The sequence below is a fragment of the uncultured Kocuria sp. genome (assembly GCF_947500125.1).
Classification (GTDB): domain Bacteria; phylum Actinomycetota; class Actinomycetes; order Actinomycetales; family Micrococcaceae; genus Kocuria.
In genome coordinates this window covers 1-19738 of the sequence record NZ_CANMRA010000006.1, presented here as the reverse complement: position 1 = coordinate 19738, position 19738 = coordinate 1, and the positions used below count along the sequence as shown (strand labels likewise).

Genomic DNA, 19738 nt, shown 5'->3' with positions numbered 1-19738 from the left:
CACCGCCCCGCGAGTGTCGAGGAGGACGCCATGAGAATCCGCGCCGCCGTTGTCGAGGGGATCGGTGCCCCGTTCGAGCTGGAGGACGTCGAGCTCGCCGAGCCGGGCCGTGGGGAGGCCCTGGTCCGCATCGTCGCGACCGGGGTCTGTCACACCGACGCCATCACCCGTGCGGGCGACATGCCGCTGCCGCTTCCGGGGATCCTGGGCCACGAGGGTGCGGGGATCGTGGAGCGGATCGGCGAGGGCGTCACGGGCGTCGCGCCCGGCGACCGGGTCGTCATCGGCTGGCCCTCGTGCGGCGCCTGCCGCAACTGCCTGGACGGGCAGCCGCGGTACTGCGCCCGGACCGGGGAGGCCCTCGTCTCGGGCCGCCGCTTCCGGGGCGAGGGTGCCGGGACCACGGCTTACACCCGGGCGAACGGCTCGGAAATCTCCGGCCACTTCTTCGGCCAGTCCTCCTTCGCGACCCACTCGATCGTCCTCGCCGACGCCCTCGTGAAGGCTCCCGACGACGTGCCGCTCGAGCTGCTCGGACCCCTGGCCTGCGGGCTGGGCACCGGCGCGGGAGCGGTGCTCAACGAGGCCCGCCCGGAGCCGGGCTCGTCCTTGGTGGTCTTCGGGGTCGGGGCCGTGGGGCTGGCCGCGATCATGGCCGCCCGCTGCACCGCAGCCACCACGGTCGTCGCCGTGGACCTGCACGACTCCCGGCTCGAGCTGGCCACCCGCTACGGGGCCACCCACGTCATCAACTCCCGGGACACGGACGTGGTCGCGGAGGTCGCCCGGATCACGGGCGGCTCCGCCGACTACGCCTTCGAGTGCACCGGGGTGGTCCCCGTCGTGGAGCAGGCCGCGGACTGCGTGGGCATGCTGGGGACGCTCGTGCTCATCGGCGGCGCACCCGCCCAGGCGCGCTTCAGCCTCGACCACATGCACGCCCTGTGGGGCAAGCGGATCGTCGGGGTGCTGGGCGGCGGCAGCCGCAGCGGGAAGTTCATCCCCGCCCTGATCGACCTCCACCGGCAGGGGCGGTTCCCCTTCGACGAGCTGGTGCGCTTCTACGAGCTCGACGAGATCGAGCAGGCCCTCACCGACAGCAAGTCCGGCGACGTGGTCAAGCCCGTCATCCGCATGCCCGGGTGAGTCCTGCGCCGCGGTCGAGAGACCCGCGTGTGCGGCTCAGCGGGCTCAGTCGATCCGGAGCTCGTGGACCCCGCGCTCGAGGCCGCGCTCGACCGCGGCGATGACGTCGTCCACGTTGTGCCCCGGCGGCAGGCGGGGCGGCAGGCCGGTCAGGGCCCGGTCCACGAGCCCGGTGTCCATGTGCGGCAGCCGGGCGTCCATCACGGCGATCCGACGACGGCGCAGCTCCCGCCGCAGCGACCCCAGCCACGAGGCCATGGCGGCCTTGCTGGCGGCGTAGCCGGCCATCCCGGCCAGCGGCAGCTCCGCGACCACACCGGTGAGGACCGCGATCGCGCCACCGTCCGCGACGTGGGGCAGGGCCGCCCGGATCACCGCCATGGGCCCGAGGGCGTTGACCTCGAACAGCTCCTCCACGACGGCCTCGTCCTCGTCGGCCGCCGGGCCGAACGCGGCGACCCCGGTGGCGATCACCACGGCGTCGAGCCCGCCGAGCTCCTCGGCCGCCCGGTGCACGACCGCCGCGGTCTCGTCGTGGTCCACGAGGTCCAGGGCGTGGGCCGCGCGCAGACCGAGCCGGCGCCGCAGCTCCTCGGCGCCCGAGGCGGAGCGGCCGGTCACCACGATGTCGGTGGTGCGCTCGCTCAGCCGTTCGCACAGCCGCTGTCCGAGGACACCGGTCGCCCCCACCACGAGGATCTTCGCGCCGTTCAGCTCCATGACACCACTCCTGTCCCCGGTGCGGCTCCGGAACGGGGCCGTGCTCCGAGCGTACCCAGGCTCTCCGACAGCGCCCAGCGGTGTGCAGTTCCACAACGATCCTCCGCCGCCCGCCCTCCACCGTTGCCGGGTGCGAACCGGTCGGCGTAGATTGCAGTCCTCGGGGCCGGGCCGGGCGGACGCCCGCGGCGCTGGTGCTCCGCGATCGGGGGTCCACGCACATGTCACCGACCACACCGCGAGCCACCCGGGCCCTGGGTGCGGCCGCCGCGGCCCTGCTGTTCCTGGCCTCCTGCGGCACCCCGTCCGGCGAGGACCCCGCCGGGGAGGGCACGAGTCCCGCCGCGTCCCCGGCCGCCACGACGGCGGAGTCCCCGACGGCCACGGAACCAGCCACGGAACCAGCCACGGAACCGGCCACGGAGAGCCCGTCGCCGACCGCCGAGAGCCCGACCTCCGGTCCCGCCGAGAGCCCGACGGCCGGTCCGACGGGGGCCCCGACCGGCACGCCGACCGCGAGTCCGACAGCGAGTCCGACAGCGAGTCCGACCGGGGCCCCTGCGGAGCTCGTGACGTACTCGGGCACGGCCGCCGACGCGGCCTTCGCCTTCGAGCTGCCCGCGACGTGGCGGGTGGACGGGGAGTTCTCGGACGTCGGCGGCACGGTGACGGTGCTGGGGGCGGACGGCGCCCCCGTCGGCCACCTCTCGGTCCTCATCGCCTGGGGCGCCGAGTGCGGCCCCGACTGCTCGATGCCGCCGGTGGCCCACCTCGGGGACGTCCCGGGAGGTGTACCGCTGTCCAGCAGCGGGGAGTTCCTGGTGCGCTCCGTGGCCATGGACCTGACGTCCGCGCCCGAACTGCGCAACGCGTACGGCTGGCCGGACGCCGTGCGGCCCGTGACCTCGCTGACCGACGCGGACGAACCCGTGCCCACCGCGATGCTGCCGCACGTCCTGTACGGCCTGGGACTGGTCGAGACCGGGGTGGTCGCCCCCAACGGCATCACCTACCGGACGGTGATCTTCAGCTCGGTCCACGACTTCCCCACGCTCGAGGCCGCCCGGGAGTACGCCCGGTCGGAGCAGCACCGGCAGGTCGAGGCGATGATCGCCTCCTTCCGCGCCTGAGGCCCCGAACTCGCTGAGACCCCGGAGCTCACGAAGAGTCCGAACTCACCAGTTTTCCCCGAGACCGCGGCACACATGCCGGCAGCTCGGGGGAGACCGGTGAGTTCGCGGGAGAGGGTGGGCGGCCCGGAGGAGGGCGCGGGTGCGGGGAGGGGAGGGGCGCGTGGGAGGGTGCGACGGCCGGGGTGGGGTCAGGCCCGGAGGTCCAGCATCCGCACGGACTCCTCCCGCATCTCCACCTTGCGGACCTTGCCCGTGACGGTCATGGGGAACTCGTCGGCCACGTGGACGTAGCGCGGGATCTTGTAGCGGGCGATCCGGCCGTCGCAGAACGCCCGCAGCGACTCCGCGGTGAGGGGCTCGGCGTCGTCGCGCAGCCGCAGCCACGCCATGACCTCCTCGCCGTACACGGGGTCCGGCACGCCGATGACCTGGGCGTCGACGACGTCCGGGTGGGTGAGGAGGAACTCCTCGACCTCGCGCGGGTAGATGTTCTCCCCGCCGCGGATGACCATGTCCTTGATCCGACCCGTCACCTGCACGTACCCGTCCTCGTCCATGGCGCCGAGGTCCCCGGTGTGCATCCACCCGTCGTGGTCGATGACCTCCGCGGTCTTCTCCGGCTCGTTCCAGTAGCCCTTCATCACGCTGTAGCCGCGGGTGCAGAACTCCCCGGCGGTCCCGTGCGGGACGGTCTCACCGGTCAGGGGGTCGATGACCTTGACCTCCAGGTGCGGCCCCACCCGCCCCACCGTGGAGGTGCGGCGCTCGAAGGAGTCGTCCCGCCGGGTCTGGGTGGACACGGGCGAGGTCTCCGTCATGCCGTAGCAGATGCTCACCTCCCGCATGTTCATCCGCTCGATCACCGCGCGCATCGTCGGGGCCGGGCAGGTGGAGCCCGCCATGACGCCGGTGCGCAGACTCGAGAGGTCGAACGCGTCGAGGGTCTCCAGGCCGAGCTCGGCGATGAACATCGTGGGCACGCCGTAGAGGCTCGAGCAGGACTCCTGCTCGACCGCGCGCAGCGCCGACTCCGGGGTGAACGCCGGCGCGGGGAGCACCGCGCAGGAGCCGTGGGTGGTGCACGCGAGGTTGCCGATGACCATCCCGAAGCAGTGGTACAGGGGCACCGGGACGCACACCCGGTCGGCCTCGGTGTAGCCCAGCAGCTCACCGATGAAGTACCCGTTGTTGAGGATGTTGCGGTGGCTCAGCGTCGCACCCTTGGGGAAGCCCGTGGTGCCGGAGGTGTACTGGATGTTGATCGGGTCCTCGGGGTCCAGTCCGGCGGCGACCCCGGACAGCAGGGCCTCGTCGACCCCGGCGGAGGCCAGCTCGTCCCACCCGGCGGTGCCCATGACCACGACCCGGCGCAGGTCGGGGCACTCGTCGTGCACCTCGTCCAGCATCGCCGGGTAGTCCGAGCTCCTGAACCGGGGGTGCGCCACCACGGTGCTGACCCCGGACTGCCGCAGCACGTAGGCCAGCTCGTGGGAGCGGTAGGCCGGGTTGATGTTGACGAGGATCGCCCCCAACTCGGCGGTGGCGTACTGCACGAGCGTCCACTGCCACGTGTTCGGCCCCCAGATCCCGACCCGGTCCCCGGTCCGCACGCCGAAGCGGTGCAGCCCGGTGGCCAGGGCGCGGACGTCGTGGTGGAACTGCGCGTAGGTCCAGCGCCGGCCGGCGCTCACGTCCACCAGCGCCTCCTGCTCGGGGAAGCGCGCGACGGTCTCCGCGAGGTTCTGGGGAATCGTCTGCCGCAGCAGCGGCGGCTCGGTCTCCCCGGCGTCGTAGGACAGGTCGGCGTTCGGCAGTTCCACGGGCGTTCTCCCAGCTCGGTTAATCGGTGTTAACCAACGCTCGTCAATGTACGTGACGCAGACTACTCGGAGCCAGGGTGACGCGGCGCGGTACGACTTACTCGACAGCGTCGAGGGGGGCGTACCCCATGCGACGGCTGACCCGCAGGCCTGCCTCCTTGAGGTCCTCGACGAGGTCGGCCATGTGCCGCTCCGTGAACCTGAAGGCCGGCCCCGAGACGCTGATGGCGGCGATGACCGTGCCGAGGTGGTCGCGCACGGGCGTGGCCACGGAGTTCAGCCCGATCTCGAACTCCTCGCACACGGTGGCGTAGTCCCGGGCCGCCACATCGATCAGCTGGCGCTCCAGCTGCGCTCTCGACGTGATCGTGCGCGCGGTGAGCGCCGGCAGGCCCTGCGCGCGGAGGATCCGGGCTCTCTCGTCGGACGGAAGCCCGGCCAGCAGCACCTTTCCGCTCGACGTGGCGTGCAGCGGGGTCAGGCTGCCGATCCAGTCGTGGGTCGCGACCGAGGAGGGCCCCATCTCCTGGTCCACGTTGACGGCGTGGCCCTCCCGGAGGACCGCCAGGTTGACCGTCTCGGAGTGGGTCCGTGCCAGGCCCCGGACCTCGTCGCGCGCCTCGGCCACCACGCTCAACCGGCCGGGGATCGCGTGCGCCAGACGCAGGATGCCGAAACCGAGCTGGTACCGGCTGCCGTCGCTCGGATGGTGCACCAGGCCCCGGGTCTCCAGGGCGCCGAGCAGCCGCGAGGCGGTGGACTTGTGCACCCCCAGCTCTGCGGCCACCTCGGTCACCGTCGAACCACCGGTCCGGGCGAGGACCTCGAGCACCGTGATCGCCCGGTCGACCGATTGGACACCGCCCGGGGGCACCCCCTCGGAGCCGGTCTGGTCCTTGGCGGCGTCGGGAGTGATCAGGGGTCTCGGGCCGTGTGGGGACATGACCCCATGGTAGTCATCCGTCACCGTCGTCCCCGGCCCGGCTCCGCGCCGAGGAGGGGGCCGTGGCGGCCGTCGCTGCTCATCGGGCGGCCCGGTGTCCCTGCGGACCTTCCCGGCCGGCCATGACGTCGCCGACCCGGGCGGTGACCCAGTCGTGGAAGGCGCCGATGTGGTGCTCGCTGGGCACCAGGACACCGCCTGCGGCGTAGACCCTGGAGCCCATGGCGGGCTGGCAGCGCTCGCAGGCGTCGAAGTCCTGCTGGTTCACCCGGTGGAAGAGCTCCACCGAGGCGGAGACGTCCTTGCCGGACTCCACGACCGAGGGCAGGTAGAGCCAGTCGCACTCCACGACGGTGCGGTCCGCGGCCAGGGGGAACATCCGGTGGACGATGACGTGGTCGGGCACGAGATTGACGAACACCGTGGGCTTGATGGTGATGGCGTAGTAGCGCCGGTCCCGGTCCTCGGCCACGCCCGGGATCCTGTCGAGCCCCGCGGAGCCGTCCACGGTGAAGCCCGCGACCTCCGCGCCGAACTCCGCGCCGTGACCCACGTAGTACTGGGCCGCCAGGCCGTCGGCGAACTCGGGCAGCACCTCGGTGAGCTCGGGGTGGATCGTGGCGCAGTGGTAGCACTCCATGAAGTTCTCGATGATGAGCTTCCAGTTGGCCTTCACGTCGTAGGTGATCCGGTGACCGAGGGAGAGGTGGGCGACGTCGTAGCCCTCGATGGCCCGGGCGTCCCCGAGGCGCTCCTCGATGGCGCCCATGACGTCCTCCTCGAAGGACGGCGGCTCGTCGGCCAGGCACACCCACACGTAGCCGAGGTGCTCGCGCACCGGCACGGTCACCAGGCCGTACTCCTGGCGGTCGATGTCGGGCATCTTCGTCAGGTTGGGGGCGGCGATGAGCTTGCCGTCGAAGTCGTAGGTCCAGGCGTGGTAGGGGCACTGGAAGGAACGGCCGGCCTGACCGGTGTGCTCCATGCACAGCTTCACGCCGCGGTGCCGGCAGACGTTGTAGAACGCCCGGATGCCGTGCTTGCGGTTGCGGGTGACGATGATGCTCTCCCGGCCGATCTGCACCGTGCGGAAGGCGCCGGGCCGGTCGAGGTCGCCGGCGCGCACCGCGCAGAACCACATCTGCTCGAAGACGCGCTCCTGCTCGGCGCGGAACACGGCCTCGTCGACATAGCTGGAGCCGGGCAGGGTGGAGATCAGACTCTCCGGAACAACGTTGATCGACAACTCGAACTCCTCGGTCGGGCGGTGCGGAGGGCACGGTGGTGGGAAGAGGGCGCCGGCGGCTCAGACGGTGGCCGGCTGCGCCGCGGCGGCGGCGAGCTTCTCGAGGGTCTTGCGCCAGCGGCAGAAGAGCCTCGTCTGGTTCCAGGCGAGCACGGCGACCGGCTCCTCCCCGGAGTAGTAGACGGCCAGCAGGGTGTCCTCGTCGGGACCGCCCTGCTCGTAGACGACGCGGTCGCCGCGGGAGGCGTCGCCGGTGAACTGCAGCCGGGTGCCGTACTGGTCGGACCAGAAGTACGGCGGCTTGACCGCCGGCAGGGTGGCCGGGTCGGCGCCCAGCAGCGCGCCCACGGCCACTGCCGGCCGCTCGGCCGCACCGGTCCAGTGCTCCACGCGGTGGTGCCGGCCGGTGCCCGGCAGCTGCCACGCGGCACAGTCGCCGACGGCGACGACTCCGGGCACGCTGGTGCGCCCGGCGGCGTCGCAGAGCACTCCGTTGCCCAGCTCCACTCCGGAGCCCTCGAGCCAGTCGGTGTTGGGCTGCGCACCGATCCCCACGACCACGACGTCGGTGGGCAGCGCCCGCCCGCCGGCCAACCGCACCCCGGTCACCGCCGCGCCCGTGACCTCGAACTCCTCGATGTCGGCACCGCAGATCAGCTCGACCCCGGCCCGCTCGTGCAGCGCCGCCACCGCAGCGCCCAGCTGGGCGCCCAGCGGTGCGCACAGCGGGGTCGGGGACTTCTCCAGCACCGTCACCTGCAGCCCGAGGGCGTGGGCCGTGGAGGCGACCTCGGCGCCGATGAACCCGGCGCCGACGACGACCAGTCGTCGCCCGCGGGCCAGCAGGGCCCGCAGCCTCTGCGCGTCGGCGACGGTGCGCAGGCTCACCACGTTGTCCAGACCCGCGATCTGCGGCAGCGACCGGGGCGAGGCCCCGGTGGCCACGACGAGACCGTCGGCGTGCACCCGGCGCCCGTCCTCGAGCCGGACGGTGCGGGTGGCGGCGTCGAAGGAGACGGCCCGTGCCCCGAGCACCCACTCCGCGTCCAGGGCGTCGGTGTCCGCCTCCAGCGCCAGGTCGGCGAGCTCGAGCCGGCCGGCGAGGTAGTCCTTGGACAGCGGCGGGCGATCGTATGGTCGCCGGGGTTCGTCCCCGATGATCACGAGACGACCGTCGAAGCCGAGATCTCGGGCGGCCCGGGCGGCGGAGAGGCCGGCGAGGGACGCTCCGACGATGACGAGGGACTCCATGGAGGACCCCTTTCGGGGGGCTGGTTCCGGGCGATCCGGAGCGACGGCGGGGACCTCCCGCCGCCCGATCACTTCCGCATCTGGTGCAACGCGGTTCGCAATGTGAGAGCAAGCGTGGGGCGTGTCCGGGGGTCCGTCAAGAGGTGTGCGCTATTCGATCCGCGGAATTTACTTTGCGTCGAACCGTGAGCCGGACCCCGGCCTCCGCGCGGCCCGTCCCTTGACAGTGCCCGGCGCGCGTCCCCAGGATGTTGCACGATGCAACGCGTGTTGCTCATCGTGAGCCGGTTCGGGCGGGGTGATCCCGCTCGGCACAGCAGGCCCGCCCTCCGCAGGAAAGGATCCGTTCCGATGCACAAGGCCTGTCCTCTCAAGGACCTCGCACCCGGTGACGCCCTGCGCCTCGACACCGCCCCGCCCATTGCCGTGTTCCGCACGGAGGAGGGTGAGCTGTTCGCCGTCGACGACACCTGCACCCACCAGGACGCCTCGCTCGCCGACGGCTGGGTGGAGGGCTGCGAGGTCGAGTGCCCGCTGCACGCGTCCAGGTTCGACCTGCGCACCGGAGCGGTGGACGCGCCGCCGGCCAAGCTGCCGGTCCGGGTCCACGAGGTGGTCGTCGTGGACGGCGACATCATGGTCCGGGAGTCGACCGAGGCGCCGAACCTGCCGCCCGGGCTCACCGCCCACGGCCACGAGTCCCGGTCGGGCTGAACCCCGGCCGCACCCCGCACGACATCCGCAGGTCAGGAGAACCGCCCCATGAGCCCCACCCCTCGCGTCGTCATCATCGGCGCCGGCATCGTCGGCACGAACCTCGCCGACGAGCTCGTCCAGCGGGGCTGGACGGACGTCACCGTCCTCGAGCAGGGCCCCCTGCCCCTCCCCGGAGGCTCGACGTCGCACGCGCCCGGACTCGTCTACCAGACGAACCCGTCACGGACGCTGACCCGCTTCGCGCAGTACACGGTGGAGAAGCTCGTGTCCCTGGGCTGCTTCAACCAGGTCGGGGGTCTCGAGGTGGCCACGACCCCGGAGCGGTTGGAGGAGCTCCGGCGCAAGGTGGGCTACGCGGCGTCCTGGGGCCTCGAGGGCCGGCTGCTCACCCCGGAGGAGGTGCTGCAGCAGCACCCGCTGGTCAACCCCGAGATGGTGCTGGGCGGCTACCACGTGCCCACGGACGGCCTCGCCCTGGCGGCCCGGGCGGTGCAGGTGCTCATCGACCGCACCTCCCGCGCCGGCGTGACCTACTGCGCGGAGACGGCCGTCACTGGCATCGAGCGGTCGAACGGCCGCGTGACCGGCGTGACCACCTCCGACGGGACCGTGCCGGCCGACGTCGTCGTCTCCTGCGCCGGATTCTGGGGACCGGCGATCGGCGAGATGGCCGGGATGCCCTGCCCCCTCCAGCCGCTGGCCCACCAGTACGTCTTCACCTCCGCGGTCCCGGAGCTCGTGGGCAAGCACGACGCCCCGAACGGCGCGAGCCTGCCGATCCTCCGGCACCAGGACGCGGACCTCTACTACCGGGAGTGGGGCGACCGGATCGGCATCGGCTCCTACGCCCACCGCCCGATCCCGGTGGACCTCGACGACCTGCCGCACTACGCGCCCCGGGACATCGCGCCCGACCGGATGCCCTCCCGCCTGGACTTCACGCCCGAGGACTTCACCGAGCAGTGGGCCGAGAGCCGGCGCTTCCTCCCCGGCCTGCGCGGCAGCCAGGTGGCCGAGGGCTTCAACGGGATCTTCTCCTTCACCCCGGACGGGGGTCCGCTCATCGGCGAGTCCCCGGACCTCGCCGGCTTCTGGGTGGCGGAGGCGGTGTGGGTCACCCACTCCTCGGGCGTGGCGAAGTCCGTGGCCGAGCTGCTGGTGGAGGGCCACTCCGAGACGGACCTGCACGGCTGCGAGGCCACCAGGTTCGAGGACGTGCAGCTCTCGCCGGAGTACGTCGAGGAGACGGGCCGGCAGAACTTCGTGGAGATCTACGACGTCATCCACCCCCTCCAGCCCCGGGAGTCCCCGCGCAACCTGCGGGTGAGCCCGTTCCACCCCCGGCAGGTGGAGCTCGGCGCGTTCTTCCTGGAGAGCCGCGGCTGGGAGCGTCCGCACTGGTACGAGTCCAACGCCGCGCTCCTCGAGCAGCTGCCCGAGGAGTGGCGTGAGCCGGAGCGGGAGCCGTGGGCGGCCCGGTTCCACTCGCCGCTAGCGGCGGTCGAGGCCTGGAGGACCCGCACCGCCGTGGCGATGTACGACATGACCCCGCTCCAGCGCGTGACGGTCGAGGGACCGGGGGCCGGCGCCCTGCTGCAGCGGCTCAGCACCGGCAACGTCCTGCGCAGGCCGGGCGCCGTGACGTACTGCCTCCTGCTGGACGGGAAGGCCGGGATCCGCAGCGACATCACCGTGGCCCGGCTCGGCGAGAACCTGTTCCAGGCCGGCGTCAACAGCAGCGTGGACGTGGCGTACATGTCCGCCGAGGCTGCCCGGCAGACCGCCGCGGACCCGGCCGCCTGGGTCCTGGTCCGGGACACCACCGCCGAGACGTGCTGCATCGGGCTGTGGGGACCGAAGGCCCGGGAGGTCATGGCGAAGGTCTCCCGCGACGACCTGTCCGACGACGGCCTGAAGTACTTCCGCACCCAGCAGATCCGGGTGGGCGGCCTGCGGGTCACCGCGATGCGCCTCTCCTACGTGGGCGAGCTCGGCTGGGAGCTGTACACCACCGCCGACCAGGGACTGCGGCTGTGGGACCTGCTGCACGAGGCGGGCCGGGAGTTCGGCATCGTCCCCGCGGGGCGCGCGGCGTTCAACAGCCTGCGCGTGGAGAAGGGCTACCGGTCCTGGGGCACCGACATGACCACCGAGCACACCCCGCTGGAGGCGGGACTGGACTTCGCCGTGAAGAAGGACAAGGGCGAGTTCGTGGGGTCGGCGGCCGTGACCTCCGACGGCCACCTCCGGCGCCGGCTGCGCTGCCTGACGGTCGACGACGGGCGCTCCGTGGTCATGGGCAAGGAGCCCGTGTACGTGGACGGCGCCGCCGCCGGCTACGTCACCAGCGCCGTCTTCGGCCACACCGTGGGCCGCCCGGTCGCCTACGCCTGGCTCCCCCCGGAGCTCTCCGAGGGAGACGGCGTCGAGATCGAGTACTTCGGCGTGCGCGTCCCGGCCACGGTCAGTGCCGAGCCGCTCGTGGACCCCGGCATGGAGCGCCTCCGCGGCTGAGGCTCCTGCCGTCGCGGCCGGGGCGCACACCGCCCCGGCCGCGGCTCTGCCCGCGGGCGCGGCTCAGCGCAGGACGACCGTCCGGTTGCCGTGCAGGATGACCCGCCCCTCGCAGTGCCACTTCACCGCGTTGGACAGGGCCTTGCACTCGGTGTCCCGCCCCGCGGCCACGAGGTCCTCCGGGCCGTAGGTGTGGTCCACGTCCACGAGCTGCTGCGCGATGATCGGGCCTTCGTCCAGCTCGGCGTTGACGTAGTGCGCCGTGGCGCCCACGGTCTTCACCCCGCGCTCGTAGGCCTGGTGGTACGGTTTGGCGCCCTTGAAGGACGGCAGGAACGAGTGGTGGATGTTGATCACCCGTCCCTCCATCCGGGTGGCCAGCGAGTCGCTGAGCACCTGCATGTAGCGGGCCAGGACCACGAGGTCCACCTCGAAGCGGTCCACGAGCTCCAGCAGCCGGGCCTCGGCATCGGGCTTGGTGTCCCGGGTGACGGGCACGTGGAAGAACGGGATGCCGTGCCACTCGACGAGGCGCTGGTGGTCGCGGTGGTTGGAGACCACCGCGACGATGTCCACGGGCAGGTCCCCGGTCCGAGCGCGGAAGAGCAGGTCGTTGAGGCAGTGGCCGAACTTGGAGACCATCACCAGCACCCTCCGCTTCGCCCCGTGCTCGCTGAGCTCCCAGCGCATGTCGAACCGCTCGGCCACCGGGGCCAGGTCCGCCCGGAGGGCCTCGGGGTCGAGGCCATCCTCCGTGGCCGAGGCGACGTGCACGCGCATGAAGAAGTGGCCCAGCCGCCGGTCGTCGAACTGGGTGAGCTCCACGATGTTGCACCCGTGCTCCAGGAGCACACCGCTGACGGCGTGCACGATCCCCGGTCTCTCCGGGCAGTCGAGGGTCAGCACCAGCTCCGTCGTGGGCGGTGCGGTCGTGACGGCCTGCGGCTGCAGGCGCTGCTCAGCATTCGATGACGTTGACGGCCAGTCCACCACGGGAGGTCTCCTTGTACTTGATCTTCATGTCGTTGCCGGTCTCGCGCATGGTCTTGATGACCTGGTCGAGCGAGACCGTGTGCTCGCCGTCGCCCTGGAGGGCCAGGCGTGCGGCGTTGATGGCCTTGACCGAGGCGATCGCGTTGCGCTCGATGCACGGGATCTGCACGAGCCCGCCCACGGGGTCGCAGGTCAGCCCGAGGTTGTGCTCCATGCCCACCTCGGCGGCGTTCTCGACCTGCTCCGGGGTGCCGCCCAGGACCGCGCACAGGCCTGCGGCGGCCATGGAGCAGGCCGAGCCCACCTCGCCCTGGCAGCCCATCTCCGCGCCGGAGATGGAGGCGTTCTCCTTGATGAGGATGCCGACGGCCGCCGCCGTCAGCAGGAACTCCACCACGCCGTCCTCGTCCGCCCCGGCGACGAACCGGTCGTAGTAGTGCAGCACGGCGGGGATGATGCCCGCCGCCCCGTTGGTCGGGGCGGTGACGATCCGCCCGCCGGAGGCGTTCTCCTCGTTGACCGCCAGGGCGTAGAGGTTGATCCACTCCATGGCCTGCAGCGGATCGGACGCCGGCCGGACAGCACACGCGTCGGCGGCCACCTCGGCCTCGCGCAGCCGCGCCCGCAGGGCCGGCGCCCGGCGGCGGACCTTCAGCCCGCCGGGCAGCCGGGCCTCCGTGCGCGTGCACCCGTTCTCCACGCACTCCTGCATGACGGCCCAGAGGCGCAGCAGGCTTGAGCGGAGCTGCTCCTCGCTGCGCCAGGACAGTTCGTTGGCGAGCATGATCCCGGCGATCGAGGTCCCCTCCCGCCGGCAGTGCTCCAGGAGCTGCCGGCCGGTGGTGAACGGGTACGGCACCTCCGTGGTGTCCTGGACGATGCGGTCCGCCCCGGACACGTCCCCGTCCACCACGAACCCGCCGCCCACCGAGTAGTAGGTCCGCTCCCGCACCAGCTCGCCGTCCGCCCCGAAGGCTGCGAACGTCATGCCGTTGGGGTGCGCGGGCAGCGACCTGCGCCGGTGCATGACGACGTCCTCGGCGCGGTCGAAGGGGATCGGCCGGACCCCCGCCAGGCACAGCTGCCCGCGCTCCGTGCTCGTCCGCACCTGGTCGTCCGCCGTGTCGGTGTCCACGGTCTCCGGGTCCTCGCCCTGCAGCCCCAGGATCACGGCCTTGTCCGAGCCGTGCCCGTGACCGGTGGCGCCGAGCGAGCCGAACAGCTCGGCCCGGACCCTGGCGACTCCCTCGAGGAGACCGGCCCCGGCCAGCCCGTCCGCGAACAGCCGGGCGGCCCGCATGGGGCCCACCGTGTGGGACGAGGAGGGGCCGATGCCGACGGAGAACAGGTCCAGGGCGGACAGCGCCATCAGGGCACCTCGGGAGAGGCGAACTCCGTCATGCCGTCCAGCAGCCACCGGGCGGTGTACTCGGCGAAGGAGGCCCGCGGCATGATCCGCCACGTCAGCTCCTCCGTGCGCCACAGCAGCACCTGCACCGGGCCCAGGGTCGTGGCCACAGCGGTGCCGACCGCGAAGGCCCGCGGGTGCAGGTCCAGGTGGCAGCTCTTCTCGAGCACGGCGCGGGCCGAGGGGCCGGACAGCTCGAGCGTGGTGCGGTTGGCGGACAGGTCCACGGCCTGTCCGGGCTCGGTGCCCAGGGCCCGGGCCAGTCCGGCGGCGGTGCCGGCGTCGTCGCTGCCCGCCGCCCGGAGGTCGCTCCCCGCAGGGCCGATCTCCGCGGGCCCCACGCCCTCGGGGCCGACGAGCAGGAACTCGTCGGGCCCGATCCACAGGATCGCCGTGGCCCCGGCGGTGCCGGTGACCCGGCCGTGGCCGGTCGGCAGGGGCATCCCGGCCGCGGCGGCGACCGCATCGGCGGCCGGAGTGCCGGGCGCCACCCGGATCCCGACCATGGTCAGGAACGGGATCTCGCGCAGGGCCACGCCCCGCTCACCCGTCACGGTCTGCTCGTGCATCTGCTGCGCGAGGTGGGCGAGGGGGCTGCGGCGCAGGGCGGTGGTGTCGGTCAGGAGCTGCTCAGCCATCACGGCGGTTCCCTTCGGGGTCGTAGAGCACGGGTTCTGCGATGACGACGTCCACGAGCTGCCCGTCGAGCGGGGCCTGGAGCGTCTCACCGATGCGGTGGCGGCCGTTCTCGACCAGGGCGAGCCCGAACGTCCGGTCCAGGGCGGCGCTGCGGTAGCTGGAGGTGACGTGCCCGACCATCGGCACCGGCCCCTGCTCCGGGGTGATGGGGGTGCCGTGGTCGACCAGCTGGGCGCCCTCCGGGAGCCGGAACGTCCGGTCCACCGGCAGGACCGCGACCAGCTGCTTGCGGTCCGGGCTGGTGGCGGACGGGCGGTCGTAGGAGCGCTTGCCGATGAAGTCCTTGGTCTTGGACACCACCCACTCCATCCCCAGGTCCTGCGGGGTGACCGTGCCGTCGGTGTCCTGGCCCACGATCGGGAAGGCCTTCTCCGCGCGCAGCACGTGCATGGTCTCGGTGCCGTACGGGGTGATGCCGAACTCGGCACCGGCCTCCGCGACGGACTCCCAGACGGAGAGCCCGTACCAGGAGGAGACGTTGATCTCGAACGCCAGCTCTCCGGAGAACGAGATCCGGCAGATCCGTGCGGGCACCCCGGAGGCCAGGACGGTCTCGCGGAAGGCCATGAACGGGAACGCCTCGTTGGACACGTCCAGCTCCGGGGCGAGCTTCGCGATGACGGCCCGGGACTTCGGGCCGACGACGGCGACGGTGGTGTACTGCTCCGTCACCGAGGTGAAGGTGACGTCGAGCTCCGGCCACTCGGTCTGGGACCACTCCTCGAGCCACTCCAGGACCTTGGCGGCACCACCGGTGGTGGTGGTCATGAAGTACCGGTCCTCGTCCAGGCGCAGGGTCACGCCGTCGTCGAAGACCATCCCGTCCGGGGTGCATATGACCCCGTAGCGGCCCATGCCGGGCTTGAGCTTCTTGAAGGCGTTGGTGTAGACGCGGTTGAGGAACTCCCCGGCGTCCTTGCCCCGGATCTCGATCTTGCCCAGCGTGGTGGCGTCCATGAACCCCACCGATTCGCGGACGGCCGCGCACTCGCGCAGCACGGCCGCGTCCATGTCCTCCCCGGCCTGGGGGTAGTACCAGGGCCGCTTCCACTGCCCGACGTCCTCGAAGAGGGCCCCGTGCGCCACGTGCCAGGGGTGGACCGACGTCAGCCGCGCCGGGTCGAAGAGCTCGCCCCGCCGCCGCCCCGCCAGAGCCGTGAAGGCCACCGGGGTGTACGGGGCGCGGTAGGTGGTGGTGCCGATGCCGCCGACATCGGTGCTGTTCAGCGCGGCCGCGATGACCCCGATGGCGTTGACCCCGGAGGTCTTGCCCTGGTCATTGGCGGTGGAGATGGAGGTGTAGCGCTTGACGTGCTCCACCGACCGCATGCCGGCGCCGGTCGAGCGCAGCACCTCGGCGACCGTCTGGTCGCGCTGGAAGTCCACGAAGTGGCGGCTCCAGTCCGACGGCTCCCCGTCGGGCCCGGGAACCAGCCACAGCGGCCGGACCGGGGCGAAGGCCTCCGCAGCGGCGGCCGGCTCCTGGGCCGAGGTGTCGAACCCGGCGCGGCAGGCCGCCTCGGCGCCGGCGCGGGCGCCCTGGCCGAGGCATCCGGCCAAGTCCAGCACGCCGTTGACGGACCCGGCGGTCTGCTGGTCGCGCACCGGCAGGGCGGGGACGAAGGCGGCGAGTTCGTCGTTCCAGGTCAGCTTTCCCTGCCGCTGGCTGTGCAGGTGCACCACCGGGGTCCATCCGCCGGAGACCGCCAGCAGGTCGGCGTCCACGGTCGTGGTGGGACCGGTCAGCCGGCCGTCCTCGTCGATCCCGCTGAGCGTGACGGCGCTGACGCGCCCGTCCGCGCCGTCGCCGGCGGTCTCCACCACGGCGCTGCCGGTCCACACCTGCACTCCCGTGCGGGCGGCAGTGCGCTCGGCCGCAGCGGTGAGCTCGGGGCGCGCGTCGACCACGCCCGCGACGTCCACGCCGGCGGCGACCAGGTCGGCCACCACGGCATAGACGGAGTCGTTGGTGGTGGCCGCCACGACCCGCGTGCCGGCGGCCACGGCGTAGCGGTTGAGGTAGGTGCGCACCGCTCCGGCGAGCATGACGCCGGGGCGATCGTTGTCGGTGAACACGATCGGCCGCTCGTGCGCGCCGGTGGCGAGCACCACCTGGTCCGCCCGCACGTGCCAGATCCGCTCCCGCGAGACCCCGGCGCCGGGGGCGGTGCCCAGGTGGTCGGTGCGCCGCTGGACGGCGACGACGTAGTTGCTGTCGTAGTTGCCGAAGGCAGTGGTGCGGTGCAGGACCGTGGTCTCGGGGGCCTCCCGGAGGGTGGCGAGGCTCTCGGCCACCCAGTCACGGGCGGGCATGCCGTCGACGGTCTCGTCGCGGCCGGACAGCAGGGATCCTCCGGCCTCCGGCTGCTCGTCCACGAGGATGACCCGGGCCCCCGACTTCGCGGCCTCCCGGGCCGCGGCGAGGCCCGCGGGCCCGGCGCCGACGACGAGGACGTCGGTGTGCACGTGCTTGTGGTCGTAGACGGCATCGTCCTTGGCCGGGTCGAGCTGCCCGAGCCCGCGCAGGTAAGACGCCTCCAGCCCGTCGGTCAGCTCCACCGTGGTGGCCGGGAGCATGGACTCGGCCACGTCGGCCTCGGTGCGCGCGGCGACCTTGACCAGCGCGTTGGGCTCCTCCACGCCGGCGGACATGATCCCGCGCGGACGGTCCAGGTACATCGAGTCGCCGCAGCGGATGCGTCCCGCGGCCAGCAGGGCCGAGGCCAGGGTGTCACCGGCGTACCCGGTGAACTCCTCTCCGTCCACGGTGAAGCGCACCGTCGAGGTGCGGTCGATGCTGCCGGTCGCGCTCTGCTGCGCCGGCAGGCGGTGGGACTGAGCGCTCACTTGACGCCTCCGATCTCGGGCTTGGGCTCGCCGATCCTGTAGACGGCCTTGATCTCATAGGTCACTGTGTCGCGGACGACGTTGAACCAGCGGCGGCAGCCGACGGCGTGGGCCCACCGCTCCGCGATCAGGCCCTTGGGGTTGTTGCGGTAGAAGAGGTACTCCGCCCACTCCTTGTCGGAGAGCTGGGAGGGGTCCTCGGGATAGGCCACGTGGGCCTCCCCGCCGTACTGGTACTCGGTCTCGTCGCGCGGCCCGCAGTGGGGGCACTCGATCAGCAGCATGGTGTTCCGGCCTCCTAGTGGGCCACGGCGGCGGCGCCGTGCTCGTCGATGAGGACCCCGGTCTCGAAGCGCTCCAGGGCGAAGGGCTCGTTGAGGGGGTGGGGTTCGTCGTTGGCGATGGTGTGGGCGAAGGCGTAGCCGGCTCCGGGAGTTCCCTTGAAGCCGCCGGTGCCCCAGCCGCAGTTGACGTACATCTGGTCCACGGGCGTCTTGGAGACGATCGGCGAGGCGTCCAGGGTGACGTCCACGATCCCGCCCCAGGTGCGCAGGACGTGGGCGCGGGCGAAGATCGGAAAGAGCTCCACCGCGGCCGCCATCTGGTCCTCGATGACGTGGAAGGCGCCCCGCTGGCCGTAGCCGTTGTAGGCGTCCACGCCGGCGCCCATGACCAGCTCGCCCTTGTGGGCCTGGGAGACGTAGACGTGCACGTGGTTGGACATCACCACGGTCGGGTGCACGGGCTCGTGCAGCTCCGAGACCAGGGCCTGCAGCGGGTGGGACTGGATCGGCAGCCGGAACCCGGCGAGCTCCGCCAGGACGGAGCTGTGCCCGGCCCCGCAGAGGCCGACCTTGCCGGCGTTGATCCTCCCGCGGGAGGTCTCCACGCCCACCACCCGGTCGCCGTCCATGACGAAGCCGTTGACCTCGCAGTTCTGGATGATGTCCACGCCCATCTCGTCGCACTTGCGGGCGAAGGCCCACGCCACGTGGTCGTGCTTGGCGATGCCGGCGCGCGGCTGGTAGGTCGCCCCCATCACCGGGTAGCGGATGTCGTCCCCGATGTTGATGATCGGGCACAGCTCCTTGACCTGCTCCGGGCTGATCCACTCCGCGTCGATGCCGTTGAGCTTGTTCGCGTTGACCCGGCGCACGGACTCCCGGACGTCGCCCAGGGTGTGCGCCAGGTTCATCACCCCGCGCTGGGAGAAGAGGAAGTCGTACTCCAGCTCCTCGGGCAGGATCTCCCAGAGCTTCAGGGAGTGCTCGTACATCGCCGCGGACTCGTCCCACAGGTAGTTGGAGCGGATGATCGTGGTGTTCCGGGCCATGTTCCCACCGGCCAGCCAGCCCCGCTCCAGCACGGCGATGTTGGTCATGCCGTGGTTCTTGGCCAGGTAATAGGCGGTCGCGAGCCCGTGACCGCCGCCGCCGACGATCACGGCGTCGTAGGAGGACTTCGGGTCCGGGTTGCGCCACAGGAAGTCCGGGTGCTCCGGCAGCAGGTCGGCCATCAGAGGGCTCCGTTCAGGACGGGGGCGGAGAGGTTCGGGTAGAGCGGGAAGCGTTCGGCCAGGGCGGTCACCCGGTCGCGCAACTGCTCGGCGAGCTCCTCGGTGAGCTCGAGGGTCAGGGCCGTGGCGATGACGTCCGCCACCTCCGTGAACTCGGCGGCGCCGAAGCCGCGGGTGGCGAGGGCCGGGGTGCCGATGCGCAGACCGGAGGAGACCATGGGCGGACGCGGATCGAAGGGGACGGCGTTGCGGTTGACCGTGATGCCCACGCGGTGCAGGCGGTCCTCGGCCTGCCGGCCGTCGAGCTGGGAGTGCCGCAGGTCCACGAGCACCAGGTGCACGTCGGTGCCGCCGCTGACCAGGCTGATCCCGGCGGCCATGACATCGGGGGAGAGCAGCCGCCGGGCCAGGATCCGGGCGCCCTCGAGGGTCCGGCGCTGCCGGTCGGCGAACTCCTCGCCGGCCGCGTGCTTGAAGGCCACGGCCTTGGCCGCGACCACGTGCTCGAGCGGACCGCCCTGCTGGCCCGGGAAGACGGCGGAGTTGATCTTCTTCGCCAGCTCCTGCCGGCACAGGATGACGCCGCCGCGGGGCCCGCCGAGGGTCTTGTGGGTCGTGGAGGTGACCACGTGCGCGTGCGGCACCGGATTGGGGTGCAGCCCGGCGGCGACCAGGCCGGCGAAGTGGGCCATGTCCACCATGAGGTAGGCCCCGACCTCGTCGGCGATCGCGCGGAACGCGGTGAAGTCCAGCTGCCTCGTGTAGGCGGACCAGCCGGCGATGAT

The 19738-nt window shown here is 72.2% G+C and carries 16 protein-coding genes; 4 read left to right on the top strand and 12 right to left on the bottom strand.

Annotation, left to right across the window (positions count from 1 at the left end; translation table 11 throughout):
• Positions 1-30: 30 nt before the first annotated feature.
• Positions 31-1146: an NAD(P)-dependent alcohol dehydrogenase gene (locus tag Q0817_RS05750; protein ID WP_298585201.1), complete on the top strand. Its 1116-nt coding sequence runs from the start codon at positions 31-33 to the stop codon at positions 1144-1146.
• Between the two features lie 45 nt (positions 1147-1191).
• On the opposite strand, the gene Q0817_RS05745 is transcribed toward Q0817_RS05750, so the two are convergent.
• Complete coding sequence (locus Q0817_RS05745; RefSeq protein WP_298585200.1) at positions 1192-1866, bottom strand: SDR family oxidoreductase; 675 nt, start codon at positions 1864-1866, stop codon at positions 1192-1194.
• Between the two features lie 221 nt (positions 1867-2087).
• On the opposite strand from Q0817_RS05745, the gene Q0817_RS05740 reads away from it, so the two are divergent.
• The gene (locus Q0817_RS05740) at positions 2088-2996 is read left to right on the top strand and encodes a hypothetical protein (protein WP_298585199.1); all 909 of its coding nucleotides are present in this window, start codon (positions 2088-2090) and stop codon (positions 2994-2996) included.
• Between the two features lie 191 nt (positions 2997-3187).
• On the opposite strand, the gene Q0817_RS05735 is transcribed toward Q0817_RS05740, so the two are convergent.
• The 4 genes from Q0817_RS05735 to Q0817_RS05720 form a co-directional block, all read right to left on the bottom strand.
• Positions 3188-4819: an AMP-binding protein gene (locus tag Q0817_RS05735; RefSeq protein WP_298585198.1), complete on the bottom strand. Its 1632-nt coding sequence runs from the start codon at positions 4817-4819 to the stop codon at positions 3188-3190.
• A gap of 97 nt (positions 4820-4916) precedes the next feature.
• On the bottom strand, positions 4917-5762 hold the full coding sequence (locus Q0817_RS05730) for an IclR family transcriptional regulator (RefSeq protein WP_298585197.1): 846 nt from the start codon (positions 5760-5762) through the stop codon (positions 4917-4919).
• A 79-nt stretch (positions 5763-5841) separates the two neighbouring features.
• Positions 5842-7008, bottom strand: coding sequence for an aromatic ring-hydroxylating dioxygenase subunit alpha (locus Q0817_RS05725; protein ID WP_298585196.1), 1167 nt, complete (start codon positions 7006-7008; stop codon positions 5842-5844).
• Between the two features lie 60 nt (positions 7009-7068).
• Entirely contained in the window at positions 7069-8259 is a 1191-nt protein-coding gene (locus tag Q0817_RS05720) for an NAD(P)/FAD-dependent oxidoreductase (RefSeq protein ID WP_298585195.1), read from the bottom strand.
• Positions 8260-8610: 351 nt separating this feature from the next.
• On the opposite strand from Q0817_RS05720, the gene Q0817_RS05715 reads away from it, so the two are divergent.
• Positions 8611-8973: a bifunctional 3-phenylpropionate/cinnamic acid dioxygenase ferredoxin subunit gene (locus tag Q0817_RS05715; protein WP_298585194.1), complete on the top strand. Its 363-nt coding sequence runs from the start codon at positions 8611-8613 to the stop codon at positions 8971-8973.
• Positions 8974-9021: 48 nt separating this feature from the next.
• Positions 9022-11490, top strand: coding sequence for an FAD-dependent oxidoreductase (locus Q0817_RS05710; protein WP_298585193.1), 2469 nt, complete (start codon positions 9022-9024; stop codon positions 11488-11490).
• 63 nt (positions 11491-11553) lie between these two features.
• Here Q0817_RS05710 and purU read toward each other — a convergent pair whose 3' ends face one another.
• From purU to Q0817_RS05675, 7 genes are all read right to left on the bottom strand, one after another.
• Entirely contained in the window at positions 11554-12441 is an 888-nt protein-coding gene (gene purU / locus Q0817_RS05705; RefSeq protein WP_298585336.1) for a formyltetrahydrofolate deformylase, read from the bottom strand.
• A 7-nt stretch (positions 12442-12448) separates the two neighbouring features.
• Positions 12449-13852: an L-serine ammonia-lyase gene (locus tag Q0817_RS05700; RefSeq protein ID WP_298585192.1), complete on the bottom strand. Its 1404-nt coding sequence runs from the start codon at positions 13850-13852 to the stop codon at positions 12449-12451.
• The gene (locus Q0817_RS05695; protein ID WP_298585191.1) at positions 13852-14529 is read right to left on the bottom strand and encodes a sarcosine oxidase subunit gamma; all 678 of its coding nucleotides are present in this window, start codon (positions 14527-14529) and stop codon (positions 13852-13854) included. The genes Q0817_RS05700 and Q0817_RS05695 overlap by 1 nt, the downstream gene beginning before the upstream one ends.
• Positions 14522-17437: a sarcosine oxidase subunit alpha family protein gene (locus Q0817_RS05690; protein ID WP_298585190.1), complete on the bottom strand. Its 2916-nt coding sequence runs from the start codon at positions 17435-17437 to the stop codon at positions 14522-14524. The genes Q0817_RS05695 and Q0817_RS05690 overlap by 8 nt, the downstream gene beginning before the upstream one ends.
• The gene (locus Q0817_RS05685) at positions 17434-17721 is read right to left on the bottom strand and encodes a sarcosine oxidase subunit delta (RefSeq protein ID WP_058873009.1); all 288 of its coding nucleotides are present in this window, start codon (positions 17719-17721) and stop codon (positions 17434-17436) included. Before Q0817_RS05685 ends, Q0817_RS05690 begins: the two co-directional genes overlap by 4 nt.
• A gap of 14 nt (positions 17722-17735) precedes the next feature.
• Entirely contained in the window at positions 17736-18953 is a 1218-nt protein-coding gene (locus tag Q0817_RS05680; protein WP_298585189.1) for a sarcosine oxidase subunit beta family protein, read from the bottom strand.
• On the bottom strand, positions 18953-19738 hold a 786-nt coding region (locus Q0817_RS05675; RefSeq protein WP_298585188.1), incomplete at its 5' end, for a serine hydroxymethyltransferase. The genes Q0817_RS05675 and Q0817_RS05680, both read right to left, overlap by 1 nt.

What these genes read in the sequence shown, in the direction of transcription:
- Q0817_RS05750 (WP_298585201.1), top strand. Translation starts at nt 31, where the DNA reads ATGAGAATCCGCGCCGCCGTTGTCGAGGGGATCGGTGCCCCGTTCGAG.
- Q0817_RS05745 (WP_298585200.1), bottom strand. Translation starts at nt 1,866, where the DNA reads ATGGAGCTGAACGGCGCGAAGATCCTCGTGGTGGGGGCGACCGGTGTC.
- Q0817_RS05740 (WP_298585199.1), top strand. Translation starts at nt 2,088, where the DNA reads ATGTCACCGACCACACCGCGAGCCACCCGGGCCCTGGGTGCGGCCGCC.
- Q0817_RS05730 (WP_298585197.1), bottom strand. Translation starts at nt 5,762, where the DNA reads ATGTCCCCACACGGCCCGAGACCCCTGATCACTCCCGACGCCGCCAAG.
- Q0817_RS05720 (WP_298585195.1), bottom strand. Translation starts at nt 8,259, where the DNA reads ATGGAGTCCCTCGTCATCGTCGGAGCGTCCCTCGCCGGCCTCTCCGCC.
- Q0817_RS05715 (WP_298585194.1), top strand. Translation starts at nt 8,611, where the DNA reads ATGCACAAGGCCTGTCCTCTCAAGGACCTCGCACCCGGTGACGCCCTG.
- Q0817_RS05710 (WP_298585193.1), top strand. Translation starts at nt 9,022, where the DNA reads ATGAGCCCCACCCCTCGCGTCGTCATCATCGGCGCCGGCATCGTCGGC.
- Q0817_RS05700 (WP_298585192.1), bottom strand. Translation starts at nt 13,852, where the DNA reads ATGGCGCTGTCCGCCCTGGACCTGTTCTCCGTCGGCATCGGCCCCTCC.
- Q0817_RS05695 (WP_298585191.1), bottom strand. Translation starts at nt 14,529, where the DNA reads ATGGCTGAGCAGCTCCTGACCGACACCACCGCCCTGCGCCGCAGCCCC.
- Q0817_RS05685 (WP_058873009.1), bottom strand. Translation starts at nt 17,721, where the DNA reads ATGCTGCTGATCGAGTGCCCCCACTGCGGGCCGCGCGACGAGACCGAG.
- Q0817_RS05680 (WP_298585189.1), bottom strand. Translation starts at nt 18,953, where the DNA reads ATGGCCGACCTGCTGCCGGAGCACCCGGACTTCCTGTGGCGCAACCCG.